This window comes from Nocardioides bruguierae, from assembly GCF_023554635.1.
Taxonomy (GTDB): Bacteria; Actinomycetota; Actinomycetes; order Propionibacteriales; family Nocardioidaceae; genus Nocardioides; species Nocardioides bruguierae.
Map to the genome: position 1 here is coordinate 1 of NZ_JAMJPH010000016.1, position 15,203 is coordinate 15,203.

The window sequence follows — 15,203 nt, forward strand, 5'->3', positions numbered from 1 at the left end:
CAGATCGCCGCCGAGCTCAACGCCCGTCCTCGCAAGACACTGAAGTGGCGCACCCCCGCGGAGGAACTCGACGCACTACTGTCGGGCGAGTCAGATCCACCTGTTGCGACGACAGGCTGAATCCACCCGGCGTGTCGCCTGCAGAACGTCACGGACTATCGCGGGCCTCAGCCGCCGAGCCGCTCCAGCTCCTCCTCGACCACCGCGGTGTCGAGCTTGCGGAAGACGGGGGTCGGCTTGGCGACGGGCAGCCCGACGGTGATCGGGTGCCGCTGCCATGACGGCGCGGTCGTGTAGTCGCCGGTGATGATCGGGTAGCCGTCGCCACCGTCGAGGTCGTCGGCATCCACGATCTGCGGCATCGGGGCGATCTCGCCGGTGCCACCGAGCGCCTTGTCGACGTCGTTGGCGCTGAACGGCAGGAACGGGCTGAGCACGAGGTTGAGGTCGGCCACGCACTGGGCGACCACGTGCAGCACGGTGCCCAGGCGCTCGCGCTGGTCCTCGCCCTTCATCTTCCAGGGCTCGAGGTCGGAGACGTACTTGTTCACCTCGCCGACCGCGCGCATGGCCTCGCCGATCGCGGCCTTCTGCCGGTGCCGGGAGATGAGGTCGCCGACCGTGCCGAACGCGGCCTCGGCGGCGGCGAGCACGGCCTCGTCCTCGGGCTGGAGCGGGCCGGCGGCCGGGATCTCGCCGAAGTTCTTGGCGATCAGGTTCGCGGTGCGGTTGACCAGGTTGCCCCAGCCGGCCACGAGCTCGTCGTTGGTGCGACGGACGAACTCCGACCAGGTGAAGTCGGAGTCCTGGTTCTCCGGGCCCGCGGAGGCGACGAAGTAGCGGAAGGCGTCCGGCTGGTAGCGGCTGAGCAGGTCGCGGACGTAGATGACGATCTTCTTGGACGAGGAGAACTTCCTGCCCTCCATCGTGAGGAACTCGCTCGAGACCACCTCGGTCGGCAGGTTGAGCGTGCCGAGGGAGTGCTCGGTGCCGCCCTTGTCGCCCTTGCCCGAGTAGGCCAGCAGCTCGGCCGGCCAGATCTGGCTGTGGAACGTGATGTTGTCCTTGCCCATGAAGTAGTAGGACAGGGCCTCGGGGTCGTTCCACCAGGCGCGCCAGGCGTCGGCGTCCCCGGTGCGACGGGCCCACTCGATCGACGCCGAGAGGTAGCCGATCACCGCGTCGAACCAGACGTACAGCTTCTTGGTCGGGTTCTCCCGCCAGCCGTCCAGCGGCACCGCGATGCCCCAGTCGATGTCGCGCGTCATGGCGCGCGGACGGATCTCCTTGAGGATGTTCTGGCTGAACCGGATGACGTTGGGCCGCCACAGACCGGTCTCGGCCCGCTCGTCCAGCCACGCGGTCAGCGCCTCGGCCAGGGCCGGCAGGTCGAGGAAGAAGTGCTGGGTCTCGATGAACTCCGGCGTCTCGCCGTTGATCTTGGAGACGGGGTCGATGAGGTCGGCCGGGTCGAGCTGGTTGCCGCAGGCGTCGCACTGGTCGCCGCGGGCGCCCGGGGTCTTGCAGATCGGGCAGGTGCCCTCGATGTAGCGGTCGGGCAGCGTGCGCCCGGTCGACGGGGAGATCGCGCCGTAGGTCGTCTGCTCGACGAAGTACCCGTTCTCGTAGACGCCCGTGAACATCTCCTGGACGACGGCGTGGTGGTTGCGCGTGGTCGTCCGGGTGTAGAGGTCGTAGCTGCAGCCGAGCGCGGCCAGGTCCTCGGCGATGACGCGGTGGTTCTGGTCCGCCAGCTGCTGCGGGGTCAGGCCGGCCTCGTCCGCGGCGATGAGGATCGGCGTCCCGTGCTCGTCGGAGCCGGAGACCATGAGCACGTCGTGACCGGCCATCCGCATGTACCGGCTGAAGACGTCGGAGGGCACGCCGAAACCGGCCACGTGGCCGATGTGGCGCGGGCCGTTGGCGTACGGCCAGGCGACTGCGGACAGGACTCTGCTCATGCGGATGATCCTAGGTGCCACCACCGGTCCTTTACCTTCCGGCTACCGTGCCGGGCATGAGCACACTCGTCTCGGAGGACCTGCTCCTGCTTCTGCTCGACGTCGACCGGGGCACCGTCCCGTCCGGCTACGCACCTGACCTGGGGCTGGGCGGGGCGCTGATGGTCGACCTCGCACTGGGTGGCCACGTCGACCTCGCCGAGCGCGAGGGCATGTGGCGTGGACAGGTGGTCGTGCCCCTGGACGGCGTCCCGGCCCCGGAGGACGGGCTGCTCGCCGCGGCCCTCGCGCGGGTGGCGGAGAAGCCGCGCTCGCCGAAGGACGCGGTGACGCGGCTCGGCAAGGACGCCCGCGGCGCCCTGGCCGACCGTCTGGTCGCGCGCGGCCTCGTCGAGCAGGTGGACGAGAAGGTGCTGTGGCTGTTCCCGCGCACCCGCTGGCCCGAGGCCGACGGCCGGCACGAGCGGGAGCTGCGGGCCGCCCTGCGCGCGACGCTGCTCGACGATGCCGACCCGGACCTGCGCACGGCGGCGCTCGTGGCCCTGCTCCACGCGGTCGGGCACGTCCACCGCGTCGTCCGCGCCGACGGCGTGGGCGACCGCGAGGTCAAGCGCCGGGCGAAGGCCGTCGCGGACCGGCTCGGTGACGGCGGCTGGCCCGCCGCGGCGGTGACGGCCGCGGCCACGGAGGCCACCACGGCCGTCATCGTCGCCATGATGGCGACCGCTGCCGCGAGCGGCGGTGCCGCTGCTGCCAGCGGCTCCTGAAGACCCTCGGGCTCTCCGACCCGACCGGTCAGGTGTGCCGCTCGGCTCCCCTCACCCGGTAGAGGACGGGGAGTGAGCACTCCCACGAGCGGCCGGCCGCGCGCCGGCGTCGCCCCCGTCACCCCGCCGCCGTCGCGTCGTCTGCCCGGTCGCGGACGCCACCTGCTGCGGCGCCTGCTGCGTCCGTTCTGGGTGGTCCCCACGCTCTGGACGGTCCTGGCGATCGCGCTGGGCCTGGCGGCCCCCGAGATCGGGGCGCTGCGCACCGAGGCGGCGATCCCGTGGCTGTTCCCCGGCGACGTCGAGGGCGCCCGGTCGGTGCTCTCCACCATCGCCGGCGCGATGATCTCGGTGACCGGCCTGGTCTTCTCCAACACCATGGTGGTGCTGCAGCTGGCCTCCAGCCAGTACTCGCCCCGGGTGCTGCGCACCTTCCTGGAGGACCGGGTCACCCAGCACACCCTCGGACTGTTCGCCGGGTCGTTCGTCTACGCCCTGACCGTGCTGCGCTCCATCGAGGGGTCGGGCGCCGGGGACGTCCCCCAGGTCGCGGTGACCCTGGCCTACGCCTGGGTGGTCGCGGCGCTGGCGATGTTCCTGGGCTTCATCAACCACATCACCGGAGCCGTCGGCGTGGACCGGGTGCTCGAGGAGACGACGCACAGCACCCGTGCGCTGCTCGAGGAGAGCCTGTCGACCCGCGCGCGCCAGCGCGGCGCACGGGCGGACGAGGCCCCGGCCGCCGGGGCCGATGACGACCTGGACGCCGTCCTGCGCGAGGCCCGGCAGGGGCGGACCCAGCACGTCGTCACGGGCAGCGCGACGGGCTACCTGGACGGCGTGCTGCTCGCCGAGCTGGTGCGGTGCGCGGCCGAGGCCGACGTCCTCGTCGAGGTGCTGCACCCGCTGGGCACCTTCGTCGTCGAGGGCGACCCCGTCGCGCTCGTGCACGCCGACGGCGCGAGCACCGACGACGCCCGGGAGGAGCTGGAGGAGACCGTCTGCGCGCACCTGGTCGTCGAGGCGGAGCGGACCCTGGAGCAGGACGTCGCGTTCGGCTTCCGCCGGCTCGTCGACATCGCCGAGAAGGCCCTCTCCCCCGGCGTCAACGACCCGACCACCGCCGTCCAGACCCTCGACCGGCTGCACGAGCTGCTGCGCCTCCTCGCGGTGGTCGACGACCCGCTGCCCGTGCACGCCGACGACGAGGGCGTGCCGCGGGTGGTGACCCGGGAGCCCGGGTTCGCCGGTTTCCTCGACCTCGCCGTCGACGAGATCGCCCACTACGGCGCCGAGGACGTCCAGGTCCCCCGCCGGCTGGCGCGGATGCTGGAGTCGCTCGGCGCCGTCGCGACGCCGGCGCACGCCGAGCTGATCGCGGCCAAGGCCGCCGCCGTCAGGTCGCTCGGCTGACCACGCCCCGCCCCGGGCCGGGCCGGGCCCACGGTCACGGGGCGCGGCTCAGCTGAAGTCGAGGTCCCCGGTGCGGGTGCGCTTGAGCTCGTAGAAGTGCGGGAACGAGGCCATGGCCACGGCGCCGTCCCACACGGTGCCGGCCTGCTCGCCCTTGGGGATCGCACTCATGACCGGGCCGAAGAACGCGGTGCCGTTGACGGCGATCGTGGGCGTGCCCACCTCGGTGCCGACCTGGTCCATGCCCTCGTGGTGGCTGGTCGCGATGGCGGCGTCCAGGGAGTCGTCGTCCTTGGCGGCGAGGTACGTGGCGGGCAGGCCGACGGCCTCCAGCGCCTCGAGCAGCACCTCGTCGTCCTTCCAGCCCCGCTTCTCGTTGTGGATGCGGGTGCCCATCGCCGTGTACAGCTCGGCGAGCTTCTCCTGGCCGTGGTCCTGGGAGACCTTCATCGCGATCCGCACCGGGCCCCAGGCGCCCTCCAGCATCGTCCGGTAGTCCTCGGGGATGTCCTTGTCCTGGTTGAGGTAGGCGAGGCTCATGATGTGCCACTCGACCTCGACGTCGCGGACCTTATCGACCTCGAGGACCCAGCGCGAGGAGATCCAGGCGAAGGGGCACAGGGGGTCGAACCAGAAGTCGGCCTTGTCGGGGGTCTGCTCGGTCGTGGCGGCGTCGGTGCTCATGCCGGTGCCAAGCCGGCGGCGCCGCGCCCTATTCCTGCCTGGACGGGGCACCACGGGCGGGCACTCAGCGGCGGGGCACCCGCACGGTCACCTTGGCGGCGCTGGCCTCGACAATCTTCGTGCCGAGGTAGTCGACCCGGATCTTCTGCTTGCCGCGAGGCACGTTCGTGAGCACCAGGCGCACCGTGCTGTCCTCGAGGGTGCCCTCCACGACCTGCTGGGTGCCGTCGGCCAGGGTCAGCGTGGCGCGGACGGCCCCGTTGACCACCTTGCGACCGGGCGCCTCGACGCCCGCGTTCACGACGACCTTGCGGTTGACCACGGTGCGGGTGCGCTGGGTGCCCTTGACCCTGACCTCCCGGGTGCGCACCCGCGGGGTCGCGTCGAGGTCGAGCACCGAGCTCGTGGTGGTGAGCGAGCCCGAGCGCAGCACGAACTCCTCCGTCGTGTAGCCGGGTCGCGAGACGGTGACCCGCACGCCGACCTGCTTGCCGACGTCACGGGTGCCGAGGGTGTAGGTCAGCGAGTCCTCGCTGACCCCCGAGCCGTCGGTGCTGCTCGCCGAGCGCGCGTTGGAGGTGGTCTGGCCGCGCAGCCACTCGTAGCTGACGTCGGCGTCGGTGGGCCACGACACGGTGCCGGGGGCGACCGTGAGCGCGTCGCCCAGCTCCGCGCGACCGTCGAGGCCGAACGGGTCGTCGAGGCGGATGACGCCGGGGGCGACGTCCTTCGTCTCGGACGTGGTGGCGCGCTGCACCTTGTAGGCCTCCGTGCTGGCGGCGACCTTCGCGGTGATCCGGGTGTCGACCAGGTCGGGGGTCACGGTGAGCGTGCGGCCGCTCTCGCCGCGCACGCGGGTGCCGTCGGCGTACCAGGCGATCTTGGTCGCCGCCGCGGCCGGGCTGTAGCGGCCGAGGCTCGTGGTGAGCACCTGGTCGACCTGGGCGGTGCCGGTGACCACCGGGTCGGTGGTGACCTCGATGGTGCCGCGTCGCACGCCGTGCGTGCGGTCGGTGTCGATGACGGTGCGCGCGTAGCCGGTGGCCTTGGCGACGACGCGCACGGAGAGCCGCTTCTTCCACTGCGCCACGGTGGGGGTGAAGGTGAGACCGGTGGCCCCCTTGATGCGGGTGCCGGCCGCGAACCACCGGACGCTCACGTCGGCGTCCTCGGCGTAGCTGCCGGGGTCGACGTTGAGGGTCTCGCCGACGGCGACGTCACCGCTGACGACGGGCTCGGAGACCACCTCGAGGGGCGTGTCGTTGACGTGGATGAACCCGTCGGGCCAGCCGTTGGTGCCCTTGGTGACCACGCGCCAGTCGAAGTCCCCGCCCCAGTTGTCCTCGGAGACGAGGATCTGGGTCGCGGAGACGACCTCCTCGACGTAGGCCACGTGGCCGGAGGAGCCCGCCCAGCCGCCGTTGGCCTTGTACCAGGCCACGGCACCGACGCGGGGCGTCTGGTCGACGAGGCCGGAGAGCGCGACGCCCCAGTTGGTGGCGTTGCCGCTGCCCGACCACGGCCGCTCGCTGGAGGCGCCCGACTTCACCAGCCGGTAGGCGACGTAGTTGGTGCAGTTGTGGCCCGCGTACATGCGCCACCACATCTTGGAGCCCTCGGTGCGGTAGCCGCCCGAGGGGTAGCCGGCCTTGGAGCACGCCACGTACCCGGTGCACAGGTAGGTCGAGCTCGCCGCGGACGCGCTGGGGACCGCGGCCAGGCCGGCGAGGCCCAGGAGGAGGGCGAGCAGGCTCGCGAGGAGGGCCGGTCGAGGGGGCGACGGGCGTCGATCAGGGGGGAGCACGGGGAGTATGAAACCCGAAGTCAAGCACCGACACGCCGAATCCCGAAGAAATTTCACATTGGCCACATCGGCCACACTCGGCCCCGGGACAGTACAACTGCCCCACGAGTCACGCAGGGGACGGGTTCTCGGGCGTCCGCCTGGCACGCCGGTTGCTCAGGTCACCTGCCCGTCCACACCGTGGACAGGCAGTGAGAGGATCGCCGCATGCCTGGAACCAACCTGACCCGGGACGAGGCCGCCACCCGCGCCGCCCTCCTGGACGTCACGTCGTACACCATCGACCTGGACCTCACGACGGGCGACAAGACCTTCGCGTCCACGACCACCATCCGCTTCACCGCCGCGACCCCCGGCGAGCAGACGTTCGCGGACCTGGTCGGCGCCGTCGTCCACGAGATCACACTGAACGGGGAGGAGCTCGACCCGAGCACCGCCTACGCCGACAGCCGCATCGCGCTGCCCGGCCTGGCCGCCGAGAACGAGCTCGTGGTCCGCGCCGACTGCGCCTACTCCCACACGGGCGAGGGCCTGCACCGCTTCGTCGACCCCGCCGACGGCCGCGTCTACCTCTACTCCCAGTTCGAGGTGCCGGACGCCCGCCGCGTGTTCACCACCTTCGAGCAGCCCGACCTGAAGTCGGTCTTCTCGTTCAACGTGACCGCGCCGGAGGACTGGAAGGTCGTCTCCAACTCCCCCTCCCCCGCCCCGCAGCCCCTCGGCGACGGCAAGGCCCTGTTCGCCTTCGAGCCGACCCAGCGGATGTCCACCTACATCACCGCGCTCGTCGCCGGCGAGTACCACGAGGTGCAGGACGTCTACGAGGGCAAGCACGGCACCATCCCGCTCGGCCACTACTGCCGCCAGTCGCTGGTGCCCTACCTCGACACCGACGAGCTGGTGAAGCTCACCCGCCAGGGGTTCGCCTTCTTCGAGGAGGCCTTCGACTACCCCTACCCGTTCGGCAAGTACGACCAGCTCTACGTGCCGGAGTACAACATGGGCGCGATGGAGAACGCGGGCTGCGTGACCCTGCGCGACGAGTACCTGCCCCGCTCGCGACAGCCGCGCTCGTTCTACGAGTTCCGCTGCTCGGTGATCCTGCACGAGATGGCCCACATGTGGTTCGGCGACCTCGTGACCATGAAGTGGTGGGACGACCTCTGGCTCAACGAGTCCTTCGCGGAGTGGGCCTGCTACCACGCCGAGGTCGAGGCCACCGAGTACACCGACTCCTGGACCGGCTTCGCCAACGCGCGCAAGCAGACCGGCTACCGCCAGGACCAGCTGCCCTCCACGCACCCCATCGCGGCGGACAACTTCGACCTGCACGCCGTCGAGGTCAACTTCGACATGATCACCTACGCCAAGGGCGCGTCGGTGCTCAAGCAGCTCGTCGCCTGGGTCGGCATCGACGACTTCATGGCCGGCCTGCGCCAGTACTTCAAGGACCACGCCTTCGGGAACTCCGAGTTCACCGACCTGCTCTCCGCCCTGGAGAAGGCCTCGGGCCGCGAGCTCTCCGGCTGGGCCGCCGAGTGGCTCCAGACCTCCGGCGTCAACACGCTGACCCCGGAGTTCGAGCTCGACGCCGACGGCGCGTACAGCCGGCTCGCCGTCCGCCAGAGCGCGCACCCCGACTACCCCACCCTGCGCCGCCACCGCATCGGCGTGGGCCTCTACGACGAGGTCGACGGACGCATCGTGCGCCGCTCCTACGTCGAGACCGACGTCGAGGGTGAGCTGACCGAGATCGCCGAGCTGGTCGGCGAGAAGCAGCCCGACCTGCTGCTGCTCAACGACTCCGACCACACCTACGCCAAGATCCGCCTCGACGAGCGCTCGCTCGCCACCGCGATCTCCGGCCTCTCGAAGCTGGACGACTCCCTCGCCCGCGCCCTCGTCTGGGGCGCCGCCTGGGACATGACGCGGGACGCCGAGATGGCCGCGTCCGACTACGTCGCGCTCGTGCTGGCCAACATCGGCGAGGAGACCGACGCCTGGGGCGTCAGCCGCATCCCCTCGACGGCCGCCACCGCCGCCGCGCTGTACTCCGCCCCGGAGCACCGCGCGGAGCTGCGGGCCCGGTGGGAGGCCGGCATGCGGGAGCTCGCCCTGGCCGCCGAGCCGGGCTCGGACAGCCAGCTGACGTTCGTCCGCACGTGGGCCTCGGCCGCGCACGGCGAGGAGTCCCTGGCCGCGCTGGAGGCGCTCCTGGACGGCACGTCCACCATCGAGGGCCTCGCGGTCGACCAGGACCTGCGCTGGTCGCTGGTGACGGCCCTGGCCGGCGCCGGCCGGGCCGGCAGCCGGATCGACGACGAGCTGGGCAACGACGCGACCATCTCGGGCCAGGAGCACGCCGCCGCCGCCCGGGCCGCTCAGCCGGACGCCGACGCCAAGGCCGAGGCCTGGCGCGCGGGCATGGAGGACGCCTCCACGCCCAACGAGACCGCCCGCTCCATCGTCCTCGCGATCATGCGAGCGGGGCAGGACGACGTCCTCGCGCCCTACGTCGAGAAGTACCTCGAGGCCGCCGAGGTGGCCTGGGAGAACCTCGGCACCCACCGGGCGTCGGTGGCGCTGAACTACGCCTTCCCGACCGTGCTCGCCTCCCCGGCCCTGGCCGAGCGGGTCGAGTCCTGGCTGGCCACCACCAGCGCGCCGACCCCGGCCCAGCGCTACGTGCGCGAGGGTCTGGCCGACGTCCAGCGCGCCCTGGCCGCGCAGGAGCGGGACGCCCGGGCCTGAGCGCCGCCGTCCCGGGGGTCCGCCCCCGGGACGACGGGGGCCCCCCGGCCCACCGGGGGGGGGGGCGCCGGGGGGGGGGGGGGGCCCCGCGGGGGGGGGGGCGGGGTGCGTGCCGGGCTCAGGCTCCGGCCGGCTCCTCGTCGGCGTGCAGGACGCGCTGCGGGCGGGCGTGCTCGGCCAGCAGGCCGATGCAGCGCTTGAGGCCGCCGTGCACGTCGCCCGCGGCCAGGTCCGTGCTGAGCTGGATCGTGGCGATCTCGAGCTCGGCGTCGGTGAGGGTCCGGCGCACGTAGGAGCCGGCCACGATCTCCAGGGCGCGGCGGTTGCCGTCGATCATGATCAGGACGCTGCGGGCCGGGGCCGCCAGGCCGCCGTGCAGGCGCCGCGCGTAGGCGGCCGTGTCCTCGGGGGTGTCACCGACGAAGACGGAGAACTCGACGCGGCTCAGCGTCTCGGCGGCGCGGATCGCCCCCTCGAGGTCGGCGCGCTTGGACGAGGAGAACGAGATGTCACCAGCGGGCACTGGTGCCGCCGGCCTCGTCGTCGGACTTCGTGGTCAGGGCGGCGGGCGAGCCGTCCGGGCCACCCAGCCACTCGTGCTCGGGGTTGCGCGAGCCGGGCAGCACCCGCTCACCGCGAGCGAGCGCGGGGCCGAAGGTCAGCGCCACGATCACCAGGGCCAGCACGAGCGGGACGCCCGCGACCACGAGGAAGAAGTGCAGCGGGTCCACCGGGTCCGGGTCGGACCAGCCGACGGGCACCTCGGCGGAGGCCGGGGCAGCGAGGGCGATCGCGCCGGTGGCGGCCACGCCGAGGACGGCGAGGACGGCCGCCGCGCGGCGGGCGAGAGTGGTCAGCGCAGTCACGCGGAGAAGGATACCGACAGCGCGCCCACGGCCCGCACACCGGTTCACGTGGGCCGTGACACCCCTCTCACAGCCACCGCCCGGGGCCTGTGTCACGGCTGACACCCGGGTGGTTCGGCTCCACGGCCCGACGTCTGTTTACTGGGGCCCATGCTTCATCTCGCAGCACTCCAGAACCTCACGTGCGCGGACGACGCGGCCGTCTGTCAGTGGGTCACCGACACCACCGGCAACCAGACCGCCGGCACCGTGGCCGACTGGCTGGTCGGCAAGCCGCTGTCCGTGCTCGTCCTCCTCCTCCTCGGCTTCCTGGTCAGGTGGCTGCTGCACCGGCTCGTGGACCGGGTCGTGGCCCGGGCCGAGGACGGCGTGCTGCCCGACCGCGTCTCCCGGTTCTCCTTCGGCAAGGCCGCCCAGCAGGCGCAGGCCCGCGACGCGGCCACCGCGACCCGCCGGGTGCAGCGGGCGCAGACCATGGGCTCGCTGCTGAAGTCGATCGTCACCGGCATCCTCATCGCCGTCGTCGGCACCATGGTGCTCAGCGAGATCGGCGTGAACATCGCCCCGATCATCGCCTCGGCCGGCATCGTGGGCGTCGCGGTCGGCTTCGGCGCCCAGTCGCTGGTCAAGGACTTCTTCTCCGGCATCTTCATGATCTTCGAGGACCAGTTCGGCGTCGGCGACGTGGTGGACGTCGGGGAGGCCACCGGCACGATCGAGGCGGTCACGCTGCGCGTCACCCGCCTGCGCTCGCTCGACGGCACCGTCTGGTACGTCCCCAACGGCGAGATCCTGCGCGTCGGCAACCTCTCGCAGAACTGGTCGCGCGCCGTCATCAACGTGGGCGTGGCCTACGACTCCGACATCGACCGGTCCCTCGAGGTCCTGCGCGAGGTCGGGGCCGACCTCTACGCCGACCCCGACTTCCGCGACCTGATGATCGAGGAGCCCGAGGTGACGGGCGTCGAGGGCCTGGGCGCCGACTCGATCGACCTGCGTCTCATGGTGAAGACCGCCCCACTGCAGAACTGGACGATCGCCCGCGAGCTGCGGCAGCGGATCAAGGCCCGCTTCGACGCGGAGGGCATCGAGATCCCCTTCGCGCAGCGCGTGGTGTGGCACCGCAACGACGAGACCCGCGACGTGGCGGAGGCCCGCGCGGCCGAGGAGCGCGCCGGCAGCACCGACTGACCGCCCCTCCGGACGCACGACGGCCGCCGCCCCGGGAGGGGTCGGCGGCCGTCGTCGTCCGCGACGCGGCTCAGGCCAGCGAGGCCTGCAGCGTGATGGTGGTGCCGGCCAGGGCCTGGGAGACCGGGCAGCCGGCCTTGGCGCCCTCGGCGGCGGCCACGAAGTCCTCCGCGGAGATGCCCTCGACAGTGCCGACGACCGTCAGCGCGATGCCGGTGATGCCGGTGCCGGGGGTCAGCTCGACCTCGGCGGAGGTCTCGAGGGTGGTCGGCGGGGTGCCGGCCTTGGACAGCGCGGCGGACAGCGCCATCGAGAAGCAGCTCGAGTGGGCGGCGGCGATGAGCTCCTCGGGGCTGGTGAGGCCGTTGGGCTGCTCGGCCCGCGAGGGCCACGACACGTCGAAGGTGCCGATGCCGGAGGACTTCATCTCCACGGAGCCCTTGCCCTCGGCGAGGCTGCCGCTCCAGGTGGTGGTGGCGAGACGGGTGGTGGGCATGGTTCTTCTCCTGTGCGGTGAGATCGGGGGTGCGCCGGGCGCGAGCGCCTCGGCGGGCGGACGGTGCCCAGCCAACCACGCACGCGGTGGCGCGTCCTCCCCCGGACCGGGCACCGGGCACCGGGCCGCGCGCAGGCACCCGGCACAATGACGGGCGTGACGTTCTACGACGAGATCGGTGGGGAGCCGACGATCCGCACGGTCGTCGCGCGGTTCTACGAGGGCATCGCCGAGGACGAGGTGCTGCGCCCGATGTACCCGGAGGAGGACCTGGGCCCGGCCGAGGAGCGGCTCGCCCTGTTCCTCATGCAGTACTGGGGCGGCCCCTCGTCCTACTCCGAGGCCCGCGGGCACCCGCGCCTGCGGATGCGGCACGCGCCGTACCGGGTGAACCCCGACGCGCGCGACCGGTGGCTCACCCACTTCCGCGCCGGCCTCGACAGCGTCGACCTGACCCCCGAGCAGGACGAGCAGTTCTGGGGTTACGCCCAGCACGCGGCCCAGTTCATGGTGAACTCTCCGGACTGACCCGCACGCCCGAGGCGCCCCACGCCCCGGGCGGGACCACCGGCGCCGACCCGTTTCGGCACGGCGCCCCGCGGGAACGTGCTGTGAAGTTCTGTGAAGATCCTCGAAGCATGTAACGCACGCCGTTGCTGGTGACAGGTGAGCGCCGACACCTCACCCCGTCACCCCAGATGGAGTCTCCCCCAGATGCCCCCACACGACCGCCGCTCCGCCGAGCGTGGCCCGCTGCACGTCCACGCCCCCACGCGTGAGCCCGACGACTGGTTCGTCGCGCACCTGGCCGAGCTGGCGCGTGAGAGCACGCCCACGACCCGCGCGGTCGCGGCCGGCTGGCGCACCGGGCTGGTCGTGGCGGGCACCGCGGCCGTGGTCTCCGGCCTGGCCTGGGTCGGCGCGGCCGTGCCGGGCGTGCCCGGTCCGAGCGACCTCATGCCCGCCGACGACGTCATCTCCTCCACCGCGGCGACCGCGGCGGCCACCACCTCGCCCAGCGCGTCCGCCAGCGATTCCGCGAGCCCGTCGGCGGAGTCCTCCTCCCCCGAGGCCGCCGCCAGCAGCTCCGACGCCACCGGGTCGAGCTCGCCGAGCGCCTCTGCCGCCGACGCCGCGGCCACCACCGCGACCGACCGCGGTCAGGGCACGCGCGGCCAGGACCAGGGCACCAAGAGCACCGACCAGGGCCAGGACCGTGGCCAGGGCGCCGGCCCGGCGGCCTCCGTCCCCTCCTCGGCCGGGTCGAGCAACGCCGGTGGGCAGGGCTCCGCGCACGCCAACGCGAACGGCAACGCCGGGGGCAACAGCGGCAACGCCTCCGCCGGGAGCAACGCCGGCGGCAAGGGCTCGACCGACTCCCGGGACTCCTCCGAGGGCAGCGGCACCGGCGCCGCCTCGGACGAGACCAAGACCAACGGCAACGGCAACGGCAACGGCAACGGCCAGGGGAACGGGAACGGGAACGGCAAGGCCAAGGGCAACGGCAACGGCTCCCAGGCCGGGGGGAACGGCAACGGGAACGGCGGCTCGAACGGGAACGGGAACGGGAACGGGAACGGGAACGGCGGCAAGGCCAAGGGCGGCAACGGCAAGTCCGACGGCAAGGCCAACGGCAACGGCGGCTCGAACGGCAACGGCAACGGCAAGGGCAACGGCAAGGGCAACAGCGGCTCCGCCACGTCCTCCGCCGTGGGCCGGTGATCGACGCACGTGACCATCACTCGGGGGGAACGACGGGAGAGGACGCTCGTCGACCAGGCCGCCGCCGGTGACCCGTCGGCGTGGCGTGAGCTCTACCGCCGTCACCACGGGCGACTGGTCGTGTGGCTGGCGAGCCGTCCCACGGGCGACGCCGCCGTCGCGGCCGAGGACATCGCGGCCGACGCCTGGCTGACGGCCGCGCGCAGCATCAGCGACTTCCACGGGGACGACGACGACTTCGCCGGCTGGCTGTTCGGTGTGGCCCGCCGGGTCGGCCTCAACGTCCACCGGCGTGGCCAGCGGCGTCAGACGACGCCCACCGACGAGGTGCCGGAGCAGGCGCCCGCCCCGGGGCCCGAGCCGGCGTCCGCCGACCTGGACTGGGCCCTCTCGGTGCTGCGCCACCTCCCCGACCGGGAGCGTGAGGTGCTCACCTGCATGGAGGTCCTGGGCCTCGACACGGCCGGCACCTCCCAGGCGCTGGGGATCAGCAGCACCGCCGTGCGGGTCGCGCGGCACCGCGGCCTGCGCAAGCTGCGCGCCGCCCCCGCCGTCGTCCGCCCTGCCTGAGCCGCACCCCGGCGAGATCCCGGCGGCGCCCGCCGGTCAGCCTCCGAGCGCGGCGACGGCCTCCTCGTGCAGCGCCACCAGCGGCGCGCGCTGTGCCTCGGTCGGCTCCGACGAGCCCTGGATCGCGGGGTCGAAGAAGACCAGCACGCAGCGGGCCCGGGCGCACACGACGTCCCCGTCGGTGAACTCGGTCTCGACGATCACCGAGGTGCGGCCCACCCGGCTGATCCAGGACCAGGCGTCGTAGGTGCCGTCGCGGTGCACCATCGGCACCCGGTAGTCCACGTCGAGCCTCGCCACGACGACCTGGGTCTCGCCGGCGCGGTCCAGGTCGCCGCCCCAGAGCCCGGCGAGCACGGCGATCCGGGCCTCCTGGAGGTACTCGACGTACTTGACGTTGTTGACGTGGCCGTAGACGTCGACGTCGCTGAACCGGACGTGCAGGTCGACCCGTCCGCTCTCCAGGTGCACGGTCGGCGTCCAGCGGGTGCGCTCGAGGGCGCCGCCGGGCACGCCCAGCACGGGCTCCAGGTAGGGCTGGAGGCCCTCCTTCTCCTCGGCGGTGAGGCGACGCGGCCGCCCGGCGTCGAAGCGGAACGGGGAGAGCACGGTCGTGGCCCGCAGGTAGACCGTGCGCGTCCCGTCCGCATGGGCGTCGAAGATCTCGTAGCCCAGGGTGAAGGACGCGGCGCGGACCTCCTCCACCCAGACCTCGATCGTCACCGGGGCGAGGCGGTACAGCAGCGGGGCCAGGAACTGGAGGTCGTGGCGGACCACCACCAGCGCCTCGGCGGTGCCCGCCTCCCCCGGGCGGACGCCGAAGCGTCGCATGAGGTCGACGCGGGCCTCCTGGAGGTAGTCCACGTAGACGACGTTGTTGACGTGACCGAGCAGGTCGAGGTCGGCCCACCGCAGCGGGCACTCGTAGACGTGACGCACGCACGGCATGCTGCCACGTGCCCCGCGCGACCGCCCCTA

General features: G+C 72.7%; 14 protein-coding genes. 7 read left to right on the plus strand and 7 right to left on the minus strand.

Translation table 11 applies throughout. The features are described 5' to 3' along the window. Positions 1-167 precede the first annotated feature (167 nt). On the minus strand, positions 168-1,961 hold the full coding sequence (gene metG / locus M8316_RS09020; protein ID WP_250053895.1) for a methionine--tRNA ligase: 1,794 nt from the start codon (positions 1,959-1,961) through the stop codon (positions 168-170). A gap of 56 nt (positions 1,962-2,017) precedes the next feature. Here metG and M8316_RS09025 point away from each other — a divergent pair, with 56 nt between their 5' ends. Next, entirely contained in the window at positions 2,018-2,728 is a 711-nt protein-coding gene (locus tag M8316_RS09025) for a GOLPH3/VPS74 family protein (RefSeq protein WP_250053896.1), read from the plus strand. 72 nt (positions 2,729-2,800) lie between these two features. Next, the gene (locus M8316_RS09030; RefSeq protein ID WP_250053897.1) at positions 2,801-4,141 is read left to right on the plus strand and encodes a DUF2254 domain-containing protein; all 1,341 of its coding nucleotides are present in this window, start codon (positions 2,801-2,803) and stop codon (positions 4,139-4,141) included. Between the two features lie 48 nt (positions 4,142-4,189). Here M8316_RS09030 and M8316_RS09035 read toward each other — a convergent pair whose 3' ends face one another. Continuing rightward, entirely contained in the window at positions 4,190-4,825 is a 636-nt protein-coding gene (locus M8316_RS09035) for a mycothiol-dependent nitroreductase Rv2466c family protein (protein ID WP_250053899.1), read from the minus strand. A 64-nt stretch (positions 4,826-4,889) separates the two neighbouring features. Next, on the minus strand, positions 4,890-6,629 hold the full coding sequence (locus M8316_RS09040; RefSeq protein WP_250053901.1) for a CHAP domain-containing protein: 1,740 nt from the start codon (positions 6,627-6,629) through the stop codon (positions 4,890-4,892). Positions 6,630-6,836: 207 nt separating this feature from the next. Between M8316_RS09040 and pepN the strand changes: the two genes are divergently transcribed. Continuing rightward, positions 6,837-9,380 (plus strand): aminopeptidase N, encoded by a 2,544-nt coding sequence (gene pepN / locus M8316_RS09045; protein ID WP_250053902.1) that lies wholly within the window; start codon positions 6,837-6,839, stop codon positions 9,378-9,380. Between the two features lie 118 nt (positions 9,381-9,498). On the opposite strand, the gene M8316_RS09050 is transcribed toward pepN, so the two are convergent. Both M8316_RS09050 and M8316_RS09055 read right to left on the minus strand, forming a co-directional pair. Then, complete coding sequence (locus M8316_RS09050) at positions 9,499-9,903, minus strand: DUF5130 family protein (protein ID WP_250053904.1); 405 nt, start codon at positions 9,901-9,903, stop codon at positions 9,499-9,501. Further along, entirely contained in the window at positions 9,890-10,246 is a 357-nt protein-coding gene (locus tag M8316_RS09055; protein ID WP_250053906.1) for a hypothetical protein, read from the minus strand. The genes M8316_RS09050 and M8316_RS09055 overlap by 14 nt, the downstream gene beginning before the upstream one ends. Before the next feature lie 150 nt (positions 10,247-10,396). Between M8316_RS09055 and M8316_RS09060 the strand changes: the two genes are divergently transcribed. Continuing rightward, complete coding sequence (locus M8316_RS09060; RefSeq protein ID WP_250053908.1) at positions 10,397-11,437, plus strand: mechanosensitive ion channel family protein; 1,041 nt, start codon at positions 10,397-10,399, stop codon at positions 11,435-11,437. A 70-nt stretch (positions 11,438-11,507) separates the two neighbouring features. On the opposite strand, the gene M8316_RS09065 is transcribed toward M8316_RS09060, so the two are convergent. After that, positions 11,508-11,933 carry an OsmC family peroxiredoxin gene (locus M8316_RS09065; protein ID WP_250053910.1) on the minus strand — a complete coding sequence of 142 codons (426 nt, stop codon included), beginning with the start codon at positions 11,931-11,933 and terminating at the stop codon, positions 11,508-11,510. 147 nt (positions 11,934-12,080) lie between these two features. On the opposite strand from M8316_RS09065, the gene M8316_RS09070 reads away from it, so the two are divergent. The 3 genes from M8316_RS09070 (at position 12,081) to M8316_RS09080 (ending at position 14,225) form a co-directional block, all read left to right on the plus strand. Further along, positions 12,081-12,461, plus strand: a complete 381-nt coding sequence (locus M8316_RS09070) for a globin (protein ID WP_250053912.1) — start codon at positions 12,081-12,083, stop codon at positions 12,459-12,461. A 186-nt stretch (positions 12,462-12,647) separates the two neighbouring features. Continuing rightward, positions 12,648-13,655: a hypothetical protein gene (locus M8316_RS09075; RefSeq protein ID WP_250053914.1), complete on the plus strand. Its 1,008-nt coding sequence runs from the start codon at positions 12,648-12,650 to the stop codon at positions 13,653-13,655. 9 nt (positions 13,656-13,664) lie between these two features. Then, positions 13,665-14,225, plus strand: coding sequence for an RNA polymerase sigma factor (locus tag M8316_RS09080; RefSeq protein WP_250053916.1), 561 nt, complete (start codon positions 13,665-13,667; stop codon positions 14,223-14,225). Positions 14,226-14,261: 36 nt separating this feature from the next. On the opposite strand, the gene M8316_RS09085 is transcribed toward M8316_RS09080, so the two are convergent. Next, complete coding sequence (locus M8316_RS09085; protein WP_250053918.1) at positions 14,262-15,164, minus strand: acyl-CoA thioesterase; 903 nt, start codon at positions 15,162-15,164, stop codon at positions 14,262-14,264. Between the last annotated feature and the right edge of the window lie 39 nt (positions 15,165-15,203).

Excerpts from the sequence above, each read along its gene's own strand:
- M8316_RS09075 (WP_250053914.1), top strand. The coding sequence starts at position 12,648 with ATGCCCCCACACGACCGCCGCTCCGCCGAGCGTGGCCCGCTGCACGTC.
- M8316_RS09035 (WP_250053899.1), bottom strand. The coding sequence starts at position 4,825 with ATGAGCACCGACGCCGCCACGACCGAGCAGACCCCCGACAAGGCCGAC.
- M8316_RS09025 (WP_250053896.1), top strand. The coding sequence starts at position 2,018 with ATGAGCACACTCGTCTCGGAGGACCTGCTCCTGCTTCTGCTCGACGTC.
- M8316_RS09060 (WP_250053908.1), top strand. The coding sequence starts at position 10,397 with ATGCTTCATCTCGCAGCACTCCAGAACCTCACGTGCGCGGACGACGCG.
- pepN (WP_250053902.1), top strand. The coding sequence starts at position 6,837 with ATGCCTGGAACCAACCTGACCCGGGACGAGGCCGCCACCCGCGCCGCC.
- metG (WP_250053895.1), bottom strand. The coding sequence starts at position 1,961 with ATGAGCAGAGTCCTGTCCGCAGTCGCCTGGCCGTACGCCAACGGCCCG.
- M8316_RS09070 (WP_250053912.1), top strand. The coding sequence starts at position 12,081 with ATGACGGGCGTGACGTTCTACGACGAGATCGGTGGGGAGCCGACGATC.
- M8316_RS09065 (WP_250053910.1), bottom strand. The coding sequence starts at position 11,933 with ATGCCCACCACCCGTCTCGCCACCACCACCTGGAGCGGCAGCCTCGCC.